This window comes from Chitinophaga sp. CF418 (genome assembly GCF_900142925.1).
In the GTDB taxonomy this organism is placed as follows: Bacteria; Bacteroidota; Bacteroidia; order Chitinophagales; family Chitinophagaceae; genus Chitinophaga.
Genome location: NZ_FRCN01000006.1, coordinates 201,009 through 216,894 on the forward strand (window position 1 = coordinate 201,009; position 15,886 = coordinate 216,894).

A 15,886-nucleotide genomic window follows, 5' to 3' on the forward strand; every position below is an offset into this window, starting at 1 on the left:
ATAAAAAAGGAGCCCTGTCCTAAACAGCGCTCCTTTCTTTTATTGGTCAGAAGAAACATTATTTTTCGTCCTCTTTGTCCTTTTCCCTGTCTTTATCCTTTTCAAAATTACAGATGTGTACCTTGGCAATACGGTGCTGGTCCATCCTGATCACTTCCAGCTTCAGGTTCCGCCAGTTGATACTATCGCCGGTACTGGGTATCTTGCCCATCCTGTCCAATATAAACCCACCCAGGGTCACGAAATTGGCAATATTCACTTTCTGCGGATCGGCGTCTAAACCCATCAGTTCGAGGAACTCTACGAAAGGTAACTGACCGTCTACCAGCAGACTGCCGTCTTCATTGCGGGTCACCTCGTATTCAAATTCATTCGTTTCAGAGATGTCTCCTACAAGAGCATCCACGATATCGTTGATGGTTACCAGGCCTTTGATAGATCCAAATTCATCTACTACCATCGCCTGATAGATACGTTCCCTTTTGAACAGCTCCAACAGCTGATAGGCCCTGTTATGGACAGTTACAACCAGCAGTTTCCTGCTGATGCTTTCAAGGTTATTGATCACATCATTAAAATTCTCGCTGAGGAGGTCTTTGGAATACACGAAACCTGTTGTATGGTCGAGGTCTTCCTTAGCAAGCGGATAGACAGTATGTTTCTGTGACAGGATCTTCGCCTTATTTACTTCAGGATCGTCAGTAATATCCAGCCATACCACCTCATTACGGGGTGTCATCAGGGCAGATACCTGGCGGTCGCCCAGGTTGAATACGTTCTGTATCAGCGCTTTCTCGGTTTCTTCTATCACGCCTCCCTGGTGACTTTCAGCTATAATCACGCGGAGCTCTTCTTCCGTGTGGATGTCTTCATGCTCATGTACCGGGCGGATACCTACCATTCGCAGTATCACATTGGCAAGGCTGTTCAGTATCCAGATGAAAGGTCTGAACACCACGTAGAATAATTTCAGGGGAAGCGCAATGGTAAAGGTGGTAGGCACCGGTTTACGTATAGCCAGCGACTTAGGCGCCAGTTCTCCGAATACGATATGCAGGATGGTAATGCTAAGGAAGGCAACAGGAACGGCTATTTTATGCGCTACTGCTTCTTCCAGATTGAGATGTAATGCATGAAAAAGTTCTAAGATCAGTGTTGTGGTGACTTTTTCGCCTACCCAGCCTAATCCGAGTGAAGCAAGGGTGATCCCCAGCTGAGTGGCCGCAAGATAACCGTCGAGGTTATTAACAATACTTTTGGCCACCTGCGAGACCGCTTTACTACGGCCGGAATTGACTTCTATCTGCGAGGAGCGGACTTTCACTATCGCAAACTCTGCTGCCACAAAAAATCCGTTCAGCAGAACCAGGAAGATGGTGAAAAATATGTCTAACGTCATGTATGATGTGTCTTAATTTATACTAAGGATTCTTAAGATAGTACTAATTTGCCTTTTTAGGTCTATGCAGATCGCCCCAGTCAGAAATGATCTGCAACATATGTCTCATTGACTGCCCGTCACTTGTGAGCTCGTATTCCACTCTTGGTGGTACTTCAGCATATACCAGCCGTTTGATCAGCCCGTCTTTTTCCAGTTCCCGCAGTTGCAACACAAGAATACGCTCGGATACATCAGGAATGTTCTTTTTCAGCTCACTATACCGCAGTTTGCCTTCCAGCAGCGCCCAGAGGATCGTTGGTTTCCATCTTCCACCGATGAGATCGAGCGTATAAGCCATCCCGCAATTTATGTGTATCTTATTCCTGTTCAATGTATTAGTTGAGCTTTCCTTTCTCATTACTTACATTTTTGTCAGTACTTAATAATCTTGTCAGTACCTGTAAAATTAACGCTACAGCTTTACTTTTACAAACAATTAAGAAAAATAGTTATTATGAAACATCTTGAAAACAAGGTCGCATTAGTGACTGGAGGCAGTCGTGGTATGGGCGCCGCCATCGTAAGACAACTGGCTGAAGCAGGAGCAAAGGTAGCATTCACATATGTCCGTTCTGCCGAAAAAGCCCATCAACTGGCTGCAGAAATATTAAATACAACCGGGCAAACCGTTCTTGCCCTGGCGGCCGACAGCGCTTCTGATACCGCTGTAACAGCGGCTGTGAAAGAAGTAGTGGGCACGCTTGGAGGCATAGACATCCTGGTGAATAATGCCGGTATCTATGAAAGGAAACCCCTGGAAGAGCAAACTGCGGCAGACTATGATGAAATGATGGATATCAACGTGAAAGCTGTATTTATGGCTTCCGTTACCGCCATTAAATACATGAAAGAAGGAGGGAGGATCATCAGTATCGGCAGCAATATGGCGGATCGTGTAACCGGCCCCGGTGGCACACTCTATGCCATGAGTAAGTCAGCACTGATAGGTTTGACTAAAGGGTTGGCCCGTGAACTCGGTCCGAAGGGCATTACTGTCAACCTCGTACAACCGGGTCCTACAGATACCGATATGAACCCGGCTATCGGCGCACACGCCGACAAACTCCGTTCCATGATGGCACTGCCGCACTATGGTACCGTTACAGACATTGCCAGCCTGGTGACTTTCCTTGCCGGCCCGCAAAGCGGCTTTATCACAGGTACTTCGCTGACGATAGACGGTGGGTTTAATGCCTGATAAAGCGGCCTGGTATTAGTTTTTATGAAACAGAATAGTGTGACGTCCCTATTCTGTTCATTCCCTGAGGCCCGCCTGAGTATTCATTCCTGAAAATTGTAATCTTTCAAAAAAAAATTATAGCTTATGTGTTTATATTAACCATTCAACGTTATGATCAAACAGATCGCGATTGCTTTTGTCTCCTCACTGGTGCTGCAACCCGTCACAGCCCAGACAAACAGGAGAATCTCATTAACAACAGACCATACCGAGCTTGTCTTCTCTGTTGACCCGAAAGGAAAGTTGTTCCAGAGTTACCTGGGTAGCAGATTAATTGGAAATAATGACCTGCCGCAGGGCCGTCATGAAGCCTATGTTCCTGCCGGTACCAACAACCTGTTCGAGCCCGCTGTCAGCGTGACACATGCTGACGGAAACCCCTCGCTGGAGCTCTTATTCTCTTCTTTATCAGTAGATTCTGTCGTTTCAGGCATAACAGCGTATACGATTACGCTGAAAGATCCACAGTACCCTTTTGAAGTACTCCTGCATATTGACTGCTACAAGAAAGATGATATTTTTAAGAGTTGGACAGAGATTCGCCATAAGGAGAAAGGCCCTGTTATACTGAATAATTTCGCTTCTTCCATGCTGCACTTCGATGCACGTAAATATTGGCTGACCAATTTCCATGGCGACTGGGCAGAAGAAGCTAAGATGAAGGATAATGAACTGACCAGCGGTATCAAGATCCTCGATACCAAACTGGGTACCAGGGCTGATATGTACCAGTCTCCCTTCTTTTTCATGTCCCTTAATGAACCTTCCACAGAGACGCACGGGGAACTGATTGCCGGTACCCTCGCATGGACGGGTAACTTCCGTTTCGCCTTTGAGGTAGATGAACATAACTCCCTTCGTGTGGTGACAGGCATGAATACCTATGCATCCCAGTATAAACTACAGCCTGATCAATCGTTTATAACACCTGGTTTTCTCTTTACCTACTCCAATACCGGAAGAGGAACTGCAAGCCGTAATTTCCACCACTGGGCCAATAAATGGGGTGTATTGAATGGCGATGTTCCCAGAACGATACTGCTGAACAACTGGGAGGCAACCGGTTTCGACTTTAATGAAGAGAAACTGACAAACCTGTTTGACGATACAAAGAAATTAGGGGCAGACCTCTTCCTGCTGGATGACGGATGGTTTGCCAATAAATATCCCCGTAATAACGATGAAACATCTTTAGGCGACTGGGAAGAAAATAGCACCAAACTGCCTCATGGCATTGGCTACCTGGTGAAAACAGCTGCCGCCAAAGGTGTGAAATTCGGTATCTGGGTGGAACCTGAAATGGTGAATCCTAAAAGTGAGCTCTATGAAAAACATCCTGACTGGATATTGAAACTGCCTAACCGTGAGGAAGACTATTTCCGTAATCAGCTGGTCCTGGACCTGCTCAATCCAAAAGTGCAGGACTTTGTATTCGGAGTACTGGACAATATGCTGACTGCCAATCCGGATATTGCTTATATCAAATGGGATTGTAACCGTATGATCACCAATGGCTGGTCGCCTTACCTGAAGGATAATCAGTCTGCGTTATACATTGATTATGTGCGCAGCCTGTATAAAGTATTGGGCCGTTTAAGAAGCAAGTACAGGGATGTTCCTATCATGCTTTGTTCCGGTGGTGGTGGTCGTGTGGACTATGGCGCATTGCCTTATTTCACCGAATTCTGGCCCAGCGATAATACTGATGCTTTCGAAAGGGTCTTCATTCAATGGGGTTACTCTTATTTCTTCCCCTCCTTCACCGTTGCGTGCCACGTGACCTCCTGGGGTAAACAGTCCCTGAAATACCGTACCGATGTGGCTATGATGGGCCGGTTGGGATACGATATTAACGTAGATAAATTCAAACCGGAGGAACTGGTTTTCAGTCAGCAGGCAGTAGCCAATTACAGGCGTTTATATCCCGTTATCAGTCATGGGGACCTGTACCGTCTCATATCGCCATATGAGGAAAACAGGGCTGTGCTGATGTATGTAAATGGCGTAAAGGATAAAGCCGTGGTGTTCTCATACAACCTGCATACCCGCTACGGGGAGAGCTTTCCCAATGTGCGGCTGGAAGGGCTGGATGCTGCAAAACAATATAAAGTGGAAGAGATCAATACGGCCGACGGAAAGGCCAGCCACTGGAAAGAGAACGGGAAAGTATTTACTGGAGATTACCTGATGAAGGTAGGACTACCGGTATCCGGCAGAAGTGAATTATCCAGTATGGTGCTGGAACTGACCGGCGTATAATATACAGACTATAAAACAGGAGAGAGGGTGTATCTGCATTACGATACACCCTCTGGCCCGGTGGCTCCGGTTAGGTCCTGATCCTTCCATCCGTAGCATGGCTGGCCTGGTTTGTACGGAATGTATAAAGATCCCTGGCATATTTCCCCGATTACGCAAAGGAGGTACCTGTTATAACGGTAAGGCATATTATAATTGCCGGTAACAGCCCTAATATCTTTTTCATGGGTTGTATGTTGATAAGCGTTTCACTGCTGTGAAACATCACACAATAGGTATGTAACCCACGACACCGTTCATTTTCACATACAAAGATGACATATGAAAGCAACAGGGTGGTAATCGTACCGGGAAAAATATCCGGAAGCCTCCTTAAAGAAACAGCAACAATGCTAAGGCAATAAGCGCCGGCAATGCCTGTACGAAGAATATACGTTTTCCTGCCGTAAACGCTCCGTAAATGCCCGCTATCGCTATACAGATCAGGAAGAAAGCAGCGATCTTCAACGACCATGCTGTATCCCCGATAAAGAATGACCAGATCAGTCCTGCGGCGAGGAAACCATTATAAAGTCCCTGATTGCCAGCCAGTGTTTTGGTAGGTTCAAAGAGGTGTGCGGGCAGCTGTTTAAAGACCTTTGGCGCACGTGTGGTCCATGCAAACATCTCTAGCCATAGGATATAGAGGTGCTCCAGGGCGCAAAAGCCAATGAGAAATTTAATTAAGAGCAACATAAGTAGTACTTTTGGTGTAGGTTTTCGATGGACTAAGATATAATAATTCCACGTGCATGCTGGCCAATGTTAGAAAAAGTATCGCAATGATACTGATTTATGGTTGCTGTGCGACGCCCACAATGGCCCAGAACCTGGTGCTGAATGCTTCTTTCGAAGATGTAAATATCTGTACGGAATATACAGCGCCCTGTGCCCCGTCTGCCTGGCTCTCTGTAGCCCCGGAGGCTGCCAGAATGAAATATCTGTGTAACGGCGCCGCCCTTCAGGGACAGCACCATGTCACTTTACTACAGGAAGATCGTGATAACCCCGATACCAGGGTATATATCCAGACACGTCTCTTATGCCCCCTTGAAAAAGGCCGGGCCTACAGGATCCGCCTGTATATGAATACAGATAACTATCCCTTACGCGCCGGGATCCGCTTTGATACTGCTTTCATTTTTACTGAAAAGTCCATCTGCCTTACGGTTCCCGCCAGCATGGAACTCACTGAAAATGATGTCCAGAAGAAGTTATTCCGCTTTAAGCATCCCTGGTATATCCTGGAAAAGACTTACGTTGCAACGGGTGCAGCCACACATTTGCTCATAGGCAATTTCAGGCATCCCGAAAAGAACAGTGGTGGTTATAAAAATGCGCAACTGCTGATAGATAGTATCAGTATAACACCGGTAGACGGTCAGGTGACCTGTTCCGGCCAGGACAGCACTTTTCGGCATCTGTACACAGAACATCACCGTCATACTATTCCCGAAAAATACATCCCCGCAGGTAGCCTTATTCATCGACTTGATAACCGCTCAGGTTGCGATACCATCATCCTGAAAGATGATCTGTTCACCGCTGACAGAAGTAGTCTGAATGCCCGCTACAAACAGCAGATCGACGAAGCGTTGAAGAATTACCGTAGTGGTAACCGGGCCCGCATACTCCTGATCGGTCATGCATGGCAGGCTGCTTCTGATGAATTCAATAAGATCATTTCTGCTGATAAAGCTAAAGCCGTAGCCAACTATCTTGTCTATAACGAAGGATACAGCTTCGATGACTTCGATATACAGGGAGTAGGCAAGAAGTATCCCCGATATGATACAACAGGCAACGTTGCAGGCGACAATAACCGTGTGGAGATGATCATTTGCCGTCCACCCATTGCGAAAGATACTATTCGTCCCAACAAGGTAGTACAACATCCTGATACCCTCATCATTCCTGATATCCTCTTCAAATTCAACAGCAGCGAACTGAATACCGCGTTTTACGGTTCACTGGACAGCCTCATGAATAAGATACCCCGTAATGGCAGTATCCAGTTGCAGGTGAGCGGTCATACTGACAATGCAGGCACCACCGCGTATAATAACACGCTTTCCATTAAGCGTGCCTACGCTGTTGCGCATTATATGCAGGCACATGGCCTTGGAAATGATATCAGGCAGATCAGTGGCGCAGGTGAAAGTCAGCCTGTTGCCAATAACCAGTCTGCTGAAGGAAGAAGAAGGAATCGTAGGGTAGAGATCATCATTTTTTATAGTCCTGATTAGGATTTCTTTGAATGCCCGGTCAGTGCGCTATCCTGTGTATTCCGCTTTAGTGCCTGCATTTACCGGTAATCAGATAATAATTAAATTGATATATGAAATTCTTGTAAAAGAATGATTCTTTTTATATTTTGTCCTATGTAGTAATATAAAACTGCTTGTTTTAACCAAAATCAGATAAGGAAGAATTGCTTATGTCGAGGAAACTCTAGTTCGTAACCTATTAAAGGAAGCTATTTATTGCACTATCGGACAAAACCATGCTGTCTCAAAAGGACGGTCAGACTTTTCATGCTTTTTCACATCACTTTCTAAACTTACAGCTTATGAAATTTTTTACAGGGCTGGCACTGGTCATGCTATTGGCTACCTGTTCTACCGCATTTGCCCAGAAAGGGAGAATCGTGCGCGGACAGGTAGTTGCCGGAGAAAACAGGCAACCGCTTGAAAGAGTGGCCGTACTGGAAAAAGGCACACAGAACCATGTCTTTACAGGAGCCGCCGGCGACTATGCAATAACCCTCACCGCCGACAATGCTACATTGGTATTCTCATACGTGGGATATGGCACACAGCAATTGCCCGCAGGAAATGGTGAGACGCTTAACGTTACCATGCAGTCTTCTTCGAAAGACCTGAGCGAGGTAGTTGTGACAGCCTTTGGCGTAAAGAAGGAAAAACGTGCATTGGGGTACACTATTCAACAGGTAGAAAGCAAAGACCTGAACGTGAATCATCAATCCAACGTGGTGAACGCACTCCAGGGAAAGGTGGCCGGCGTACAGATCTCCAGTGCCGGCGGCGGTCCAGGTCAGGGCTCCCGTATCATTATCCGGGGTATCAATTCCATCGCGAGTGACAGGAACAGTCAGCCTTTGTTTATCGTAGACGGAGTGGAAATAGATAATAGCACCTATACTACCGGCAGCTCCGAAACGAGAGGCATGAGCAACCGCGCCAGCGATATCAATCCTGATGATATCGAAAGTGTATCCGTGCTCAGAGGCGGAGCGGCTACAGCCTTGTATGGTATCCGCGCAGCGAATGGCGCTATCCTTATTACCACAAAATCGGGAAAGGCCGGTAAGCTGCAGGTGAGCTACAGCGGTATGTATGGGCTGGATAAAGTGAACAAAACACCGGATGTACAGTCCAGGTTTTCGCAGGGATACCTGAGTGTGTATGATCCTGCCAGTTTCTGGCCTTCGTTTGGTCCTACTGTGGAAGATGCGAGGAAACTGGATAATACTCACCCGGCACAGCTATATAATAATTACAAACAGGCTTTCGAAACGGGTACGCAGACACGACATACCGTGAATATGACCGGCGGTTCTGAGAGGGCGCAGTTAATGGGATCTATGTCCTACTCCAACCAGGATGGAGTGATTCCTTTCAGTGATTATACCAGCTATAATGCACGCCTGAACGCTCAGTTTAAGATCAGTGATAAGATCAGTGCAGGAGCTTCGCTCAACTATATTAATGCAGGAGGTAACAGGATAAATTCGGACCGCTATGGTGAACAGATCATTTACTGGTCACCCCGCTGGAACATGAAAGATTATGTGAAAGCTGACGGTACCCAGCAGACTTACAGCAGTGGTACGAACAATCCTATCTATACCTTGTCAACCAACAAGTTCAGGGATAATGTGAACCGTACTATCGCCAGTACATTCATTACCTATAAACCTACACAATGGCTGAATTTTTCCTACCGTATCGGGAACGATTTCTATACCGATGGCAGAACACATCAGGCGCCTGGTCCAATGGGACTGGTGGGAGAAGCTCCCAATCTCGATGACAATGAATACGGCTTCATTTACGAGTACAACCTGCGTAGCCGTAACCTGACATCTACTTTACTGGCAAACATCACGCATACTTTCAATAAGAAATATTCCATTGACCTGAAACTGGGCCATGACCTGCGCGATCAGCGGGTAAGGAGAAGCAGCGTAATGGGAGATACCCTGGTGGTGCCTGACCTTTTCCTCCTGGGTAATGCCAAACGTGTAACGGCTGATTCCTACATCCTGGATTACAGGAACTATGGCTACTTTGCCGATCTGACCCTGGGACTGAACAATTACCTGTTCCTGGAAGTAACCGGCAGAAATGATCTGACCACTACCTTATCAAAAGGCAACCGCAACTACTTTTACCCTTCTGTGAGTGTCAGCTATATCTTCAGCGATCAGTTCAAACTGCCTGACTGGTGGAGCTATGGTAAGGCAAAGCTGTCTTATGCGAAGATCGGTAAGGATGGTGACGCTTACGCGATCACCAACGGGTTTGAAACGGGGCTTCCCCTGGGTTCTACCATTCCTTTCTATCAGAGCAGGACCTTAGGCAACCCTAACCTTCGCCCTGAATTTACCCAGACATTGGAAGCAGGCGCTGAACTGAGATTCCTGGAGAACAGGCTGGGACTGGAAGTGACAGCTTATCAGCAGAAGAGTAAAGACCTGCTGGTACCTGTGGATGTTTCGCCTACTACGGGTTTTGACAAGGCTTATGTCAATGCAGGTGAGATCAATAATAAGGGGCTGGAGGTGACATTATCTGCCATGCCGGTACGTACAAAAGACTTCAGCTGGGACTTCCGTGTAAACTTTTCAACGAACAGGAACAGGGTAGAAAAACTGAATGACAACCTGGGACAGATCGTTATCGCTACACAATTTGGTTATCTCAGTTCCAGTGTGACCACCAAACTGGTGCCGGGCAAGTCTTACGGAGCGCTATACGGCAGAACCTACAAGCGCTATTATGGCAATGAAGTGGATGATAAGATCACGCTTCGTAAAGACCTTCCGCTGCTGATCGGCGCCAATGGTTTCCCTGTGCTGGATGATGCTTCCAATCAGCGTTACCTGGGTAACAGTTTACCTAAATGGATCGGTAGCACCACACAGACCTTCCGTTATAAACAACTATCATTGTCGCTGCTGCTGGATGTACGCCGTGGCAATTACAAGTACAACCAGTTGTCCAACTTCCTGACAGCCTTTGGAGAATCGAAACTAACAGAAGACCGCGACCAGACCATCGTATTCAATGGTGTACATGCTGATGGAACGCCTAATACCAAACCGGTATACCTGGGTCAGGCCAAAGGCCCTGATGGGGTAGACTATGGCGCTGGTTTTTACAGGAATTACTATAGGGGAGCGAGTGAGAACTTCATCGAAGATGCTTCCTGGGTGAGATTGCGGTCTGCGTCATTGTCGTATACATTACCTGCCCAGTGGCTGAGCGCTACAAAGACGATCACCGGGGCGACCGTATCATTCACCGGGAACAATCTCTGGCTGAATACAAAATACACGGGCTTCGATCCTGAAACAAGTTCTTCATCTGCAGGTAATAACGCATCGGATGCTTTCTCCGGATTTACTTATCCGGCTACACGCAGTTTCCTTTTCAGCGTAAACCTTCAATTCTAAAACAGCCTATCAATGAAACGCACACATCGCAAAATATATACAATGGCGCTGGCTGCAGGACTGTTGTTCTCACTGGCTGCCTGTAAGAAAGGATACCTGGACGTGAACCAGACTAATCCCAATCTGACAGAAAACCCGCCCATTAATGGGCTACTGGCAGGAGTGACCTATAAATCGGCGGTAAATGTTTTTTCTGCAGGAAATATCACTTCCTATTATGTACAGCAGCTGGCGTCTCCCAATGCCGGCAGTGGTTCCGACATCTATGACGACGTGGACAGGAGTACCACCTGGAGATATATTTATCTGAATGTCACGGATATCCGCCAGATGAAGAAACTGGCGCTTGAGCGTAATGCCTATGAACATCTGGGAGTAGCAGATATACTCGAGGCATTTAACATGAGTATGTTGACAGATCTTTTCGGCGATGCGCCCTACCGCGAAGCATGGAGTGAAGGTGAGAACCTGAAACCGGGATATGATTCAGCAAGGGCCATCTACGATAGTTGTCTGTCCCTGATAGACCAGGGAGTGGCAGCATTGAATCTGCCAAATCCGGCAATCAGCCTGGATACAGTGAGTAATGATCTTATTCATAACGGCAGGAAAGCGGCCTGGCTTAAAACCGCCTTTGCCCTGAAGGCACGTTTACTGAACCGGATGAGCAAACAGTCCAACTATGATCCTGCGGCCATTTTTGACGCATTGGGGAAAGCCTATGCGAGTAATGCTGACGATGCCCAGGTAACCCGTTTTGAAAGCTTGAGCCTCTGGAATGGGGTGGCAAAGAATAACGCCAGCGGCAGCCTGGACGGATGGCTGAGCGCCACCTTCGTAAATGCCCTTAACGGGACCACATTCGGAGTTTTTGATCCCCGTCTTCCCCTCATTACCGATACGACCCGTTTCGGCGATTACAGGGGCACTGCAAATGGCGTGGGCCGTACCGGCTCAGGTACCGATAACTCGGCATGTGCTTTATCGCCAAATGGGTATTATTCCCGGGGCGGAACACCCCTGTTGATGTTAACCTATGCAGAGATGAAATTCATCGAAGCAGAAGCCTCTTTTGGCACAGATAAGGCCAGATCTTACCAGGCATACCTGGATGGTATAGCGGCCAACATGGATAAGGTCGGGGTTGCTGCTGCTGCCAAACAGGCTTATCTGAGCAATCCGGTAGTCGCGGTAGGCGTAGCGGCGTTTACGAAAGAACTGATCTTCAAGGAGAAATATGTGGCTACCTTCCTGCAGCCTGAAACCTGGACGGATGCCCGCCGGTTTGATTACAGGTACAAGAATTTCAATTTACCAACGAACGCGCAACTGAATACTTTTATCAGAAGAGTCGGGTATCCGACGTCTGAAACCAGCCGGAACGCGGAAAATGTGCCTGCTGTTGGCTCACTGGCTGATCATCTGTGGTGGGACAAGTAAGATTGAACCAGGATCAGGCTTGCATCTTCCTGGAAAGATGTGATGTTGGTGAGTCGGATATGGGTGTATCTGACTTGCATGTAACTTGCATATGACTAGCATTATCCTTCGTTAATCCTTCGTTCGGAACGGAGGAAGAACGGAGGATAATGCTAGTCATATCCTGGCTGTATGCTAGTCATATGCAGGTCAAATGGAGATAAAGAAAGCGATTAAAGACATAAAAAGCAATTCGTTACCGGGGCGTAGAATATACAGAAAGGCGCGGCTGTATTCCTGCTGTATACGGGGCATATTCAGAAAACGTGCGGGAACATGGTGAGGAGCGACCGAATATCTCAGGCGGATAGCTTTTTACCGTTGCTGTTCAGCTGGGCAAGCGGAAAACTGGCGTAAAAGGTTGTCCCTTTACCCGGAGCGCTATCAAACCATAGTTCTCCCTGCTGTAAAGCCAGCAGTTCCTTGCAGAGTACAAGACCTAAGCCGATCCCTTTTTCGTTGTTGGTGCCGAAGGTGGATTGGGTTTTAAGGGAGAAGATCTCGTCCTGCTGACTGGGATCAATACCAATTCCGTTGTCAGAAACCATGAGATGGCAGAAATCCTTCCTGATCTGCAGATCGATGCCGACCTGCCCACCGGAGGGGGTAAACTTGATAGCGTTATTGATCAGGTTGCGGATCACGAGTTCCAGCATGTTATGATCAGCAGTGATAAAGATGTTGGGATCTACATGGGAAATGACGTCGACAGACTTTTTGTCGGCCAGCATACGTTGTATAGACAATACTCTTTCCACTGCTTCGTAGACATTTTCTGATGACAACCTGACGCCTTTTCCATCCATCTGCAGTTTTGACCATGTCAGCAGGTTGGTCAGTAAATTGGATGTGTTTTTGGTCAGGGTCAGCAGTTCGTCGCCCAGCATTTTTTTCTCCTCTTCCTCCAGTTCATATTCCGCTATGAGGTGAAGGGTGGTGATGATGGAATTAAGAGGGCTCTGAAGATCGTGGGCAATGATAGAAAACAGTTTATCCTTTTTCTGGTTCAACTGCTCAAGATTGATATTCTGAGTGTCTATTTTGTCAGCACGTTCTTCTGCATTCTGTTTCTCCCTTTCATAGTTATTCCTGAGATAATTGGTAATCAGGTAGATACATGTCAGGGTGACAATATAACTGGAAAGAATATCAATATACCTGTTCGACGCATCTTTATAGCTATCTGCTATCCATGCGGGATGAAGGTATTCTTTGGTCAGCAGTATCACCGGGATCAGGAGATGCAACAAGGCCCAGATCCAGTGCCGGCGACGGGGACTGAATGCGATCAGCAGGTTAAAAGTCAGGAAGAAAAGCAATAGGGCAGGACCGTGGCTACCGGAATTGAGGTAAAAGGTAGCAGTAAGGGTGATATAACTAACTATCACATAAGCCAGCATACTGGCGTAGTAAATGCGCTTGTAACGGGAAAGATAGAAAAAGAAACCCTGTAATGCCAGCAGCGTTGCAACCATCACCCATATTGCCGTGAGTCCCAGCCACATATTAAAAGGCAGCAATACTGTCAGCAGCGCCATTGTCACGACGCTGATAGAGTTAAACGCCCGATTCTCAAGTGAGAATGATGCAGGGTTTCCTACTAGTTCTTCCCATACGTTGGCTAGTTTACGTACAATTTTATGCAAATGCTGGGCTTTTATAGTCTAAATGCTGATAATAGATAAGTTACGCAAAGTTCATAGTTTAAAAGCGAATATTTATAACACATAGATGTTATAACTTTTATATAACAAAATATGGAATGATCTTAGCATATTCTACAATAAATACTTTTATATGAGACGTGCACAATGCAAAGGTATAGCAGTAATATTATTTCTTATGGCATTGTTTTCCAGTCATTTATATGCACAGAAGAAACAAGATAGTAAAGAATTGGCTATCGAAAAAATGATCATGGCCCGAAGTTATGTTTTTAAGGCGCAGACGGTGATGCCTACCAGTCCAACAATGAACAGGCAGCTGACATCTGATTATGACGTAAAATTCTCTCCCGATACCATCATCAGTTACCTGCCTTATTTTGGCCGCGCTTACAATGCACCGATGGACCCTACCAAGGGCGGTATCCAGTTCACTTCTACAAAATTTGATTATACGCAGACAGCCAGAAAGAAAGGTGGCTGGGATATCGTAATCAAACCACATGATACCCAGGATACAAGGTTAATGTCGTTAAGTGTTTCCGAGACAGGATATGCTTCATTGCAGGTCATCAGTAATAACAGGCAACCTATCACATTCAACGGCTATATCACGGAAAAGAAAACTAAAAGATAAGTTAAAATTCCGCTAAACCTTGCCCGATATTGGCATAGAGGAATAGTTCTTGTTTTATGTAGCAGAACTAAAAATTTTAACTATGTCAAAGAACAGTAAAGAAGGCGTTAAGCATGCAATCCAGGAATTGGCAATAGGTAACTACAGAAGCTACCCTGGTGATTATGGAATCGAGGCGAAGGATACAGCTGCCAATGTGCAGTCTTTGGCCAAAGGATACTGGGATAGCCGCGAGATCAAGGAAATACAGCGCGACGAAAAACTGGGCATTAACCTGGAAGATTACAGACAATGGACCCAGGAAGCGTTTGCAACATTCATGAAGAATAATGAATATTCTTTAAGTTAAGGGATAGATTTTTTGTAAAAAGACACATTTGACCGGCTGCGGATAATACTATTACAAATAGTTTTATCCGCAGTTTTTTTTATTATCTTTAGTAAAACCGCAACATCCACCCGTTATGAAAGCAAATACCGCCAGTCGTACCGCCCAATATATGGCGTTGTTCCGGGCACTGGAGACGAATCGTCCATCCGGAAAAAGACTGTTCACCGACCCTTATGCTGTTTCTTTTCTTACTTCAGGATTTAAATTCATTACCCAATTATCAGTTATCCCTTTTATCCGGAGCCTGGTCTATCGTATCATCCGGAAAAGAATTCCGGGAGCCCTGTCATCCGGAGTAGCGCGTACCCGTTATATTGATGAACTGTTGCAACAGGCCGTACGTAACGGCGTTAAACAGGTGATCATATTAGGAGCAGGATACGATACCCGTGCCCTGAGACTGGGCTTCCTGCGTGCATTGCCCGTGATAGAAATAGATCATCCGTCTACAGCCCGCCTTAAGCAGGAGCGGGTAAAGAGAAGCCTGGGAAGATTACCGGAGAATGTCCGGTATATCCAGACGGATTTTAATGACCGGAGCCTTGAGCAGCTGGCTGTTGAACAGCAGATCGACCGCACATTACCTACTGTATTTATCTGGGAAGGCGTCACAAATTATCTCACAGCAGATGCTGTTGCCGCTACCTTTTCGTTTATGCAACAGTTTGCGCGTGGCAGTTATGTGATCTTTACTTATGTGGACGAGAAGATCATCAGGTATCCCGCAGCCTTCTTCGGAGGCGAAAAATTATTGGAAGACCTGAAGCAGATCGAGGAAAACTGGACCTTTGGGCTGGAGCCCTTCCTGACCAGACGTTACCTGGATAATTTTAACATGGACCTGCTGGAAGACTACAGTGCCGGAGAATACCGTAGCCACTATCTCCCTGAACGCAGCGAAAAAGGATATGAATTCTATCGTGTAGCCTTTGCTGTAAAAAGATAATAAAACACTTATTTTTAAGAACGCTATTCAATATTTTTATTGTATAACTAAACTGTATGAAAATTTACTTCATATTACTAGCATTTTGCACA

At 46.2% G+C, this 15,886-nt stretch carries 12 protein-coding genes; 8 read left to right on the forward strand and 4 right to left on the reverse strand.

The annotated features are described in order from the left end of the window. Positions 1-58: 58 nt before the first annotated feature. Positions 59-1,399, reverse strand: a complete 1,341-nt coding sequence (locus F3I09_RS14955; protein ID WP_149695843.1) for a hemolysin family protein — start codon at positions 1,397-1,399, stop codon at positions 59-61. A 43-nt stretch (positions 1,400-1,442) separates the two neighbouring features. Beyond that, positions 1,443-1,799 (reverse strand): helix-turn-helix domain-containing protein, encoded by a 357-nt coding sequence (locus F3I09_RS14960; protein WP_149695844.1) that lies wholly within the window; start codon positions 1,797-1,799, stop codon positions 1,443-1,445. Positions 1,800-1,895: 96 nt separating this feature from the next. Between F3I09_RS14960 and F3I09_RS14965 the strand changes: the two genes are divergently transcribed. Together F3I09_RS14965 and F3I09_RS14970 are read left to right on the forward strand one after the other, a co-directional pair. Then, the gene (locus tag F3I09_RS14965) at positions 1,896-2,639 is read left to right on the forward strand and encodes an SDR family NAD(P)-dependent oxidoreductase (RefSeq protein WP_149695845.1); all 744 of its coding nucleotides are present in this window, start codon (positions 1,896-1,898) and stop codon (positions 2,637-2,639) included. A gap of 153 nt (positions 2,640-2,792) precedes the next feature. Then, complete coding sequence (locus F3I09_RS14970; protein ID WP_149695846.1) at positions 2,793-4,940, forward strand: alpha-galactosidase; 2,148 nt, start codon at positions 2,793-2,795, stop codon at positions 4,938-4,940. Positions 4,941-5,312: 372 nt separating this feature from the next. Here the strand turns inward: F3I09_RS14970 and F3I09_RS14975 are convergent, their stop codons facing one another. After that, on the reverse strand, positions 5,313-5,675 hold the full coding sequence (locus tag F3I09_RS14975) for a DUF1304 domain-containing protein (protein WP_149695847.1): 363 nt from the start codon (positions 5,673-5,675) through the stop codon (positions 5,313-5,315). A gap of 86 nt (positions 5,676-5,761) precedes the next feature. Between F3I09_RS14975 and F3I09_RS14980 the strand changes: the two genes are divergently transcribed. The 3 genes from F3I09_RS14980 to F3I09_RS14990 all read left to right on the forward strand — a co-directional run bounded on the left by F3I09_RS14980 (position 5,762) and on the right by F3I09_RS14990 (position 12,117). Then, complete coding sequence (locus F3I09_RS14980) at positions 5,762-7,225, forward strand: OmpA family protein (RefSeq protein WP_188133819.1); 1,464 nt, start codon at positions 5,762-5,764, stop codon at positions 7,223-7,225. Between the two features lie 323 nt (positions 7,226-7,548). Further along, positions 7,549-10,677: a SusC/RagA family TonB-linked outer membrane protein gene (locus tag F3I09_RS14985; protein ID WP_149695849.1), complete on the forward strand. Its 3,129-nt coding sequence runs from the start codon at positions 7,549-7,551 to the stop codon at positions 10,675-10,677. 12 nt (positions 10,678-10,689) lie between these two features. Further along, the gene (locus tag F3I09_RS14990) at positions 10,690-12,117 is read left to right on the forward strand and encodes a SusD/RagB family nutrient-binding outer membrane lipoprotein (RefSeq protein WP_149695850.1); all 1,428 of its coding nucleotides are present in this window, start codon (positions 10,690-10,692) and stop codon (positions 12,115-12,117) included. A gap of 338 nt (positions 12,118-12,455) precedes the next feature. On the opposite strand, the gene F3I09_RS14995 is transcribed toward F3I09_RS14990, so the two are convergent. After that, positions 12,456-13,802 carry a sensor histidine kinase KdpD gene (locus F3I09_RS14995; protein ID WP_149695851.1) on the reverse strand — a complete coding sequence of 449 codons (1,347 nt, stop codon included), beginning with the start codon at positions 13,800-13,802 and terminating at the stop codon, positions 12,456-12,458. Positions 13,803-13,953: 151 nt separating this feature from the next. Between F3I09_RS14995 and F3I09_RS15000 the strand changes: the two genes are divergently transcribed. From F3I09_RS15000 to F3I09_RS15010, 3 genes are all read left to right on the forward strand, one after another. Further along, positions 13,954-14,457 (forward strand): DUF4251 domain-containing protein, encoded by a 504-nt coding sequence (locus F3I09_RS15000; RefSeq protein ID WP_149695852.1) that lies wholly within the window; start codon positions 13,954-13,956, stop codon positions 14,455-14,457. An 82-nt stretch (positions 14,458-14,539) separates the two neighbouring features. Beyond that, complete coding sequence (locus tag F3I09_RS15005; protein ID WP_149695853.1) at positions 14,540-14,806, forward strand: hypothetical protein; 267 nt, start codon at positions 14,540-14,542, stop codon at positions 14,804-14,806. Positions 14,807-14,921: 115 nt separating this feature from the next. Next, positions 14,922-15,794 carry an SAM-dependent methyltransferase gene (locus tag F3I09_RS15010; RefSeq protein WP_149695854.1) on the forward strand — a complete coding sequence of 291 codons (873 nt, stop codon included), beginning with the start codon at positions 14,922-14,924 and terminating at the stop codon, positions 15,792-15,794. Positions 15,795-15,886: the final 92 nt, after the last annotated feature.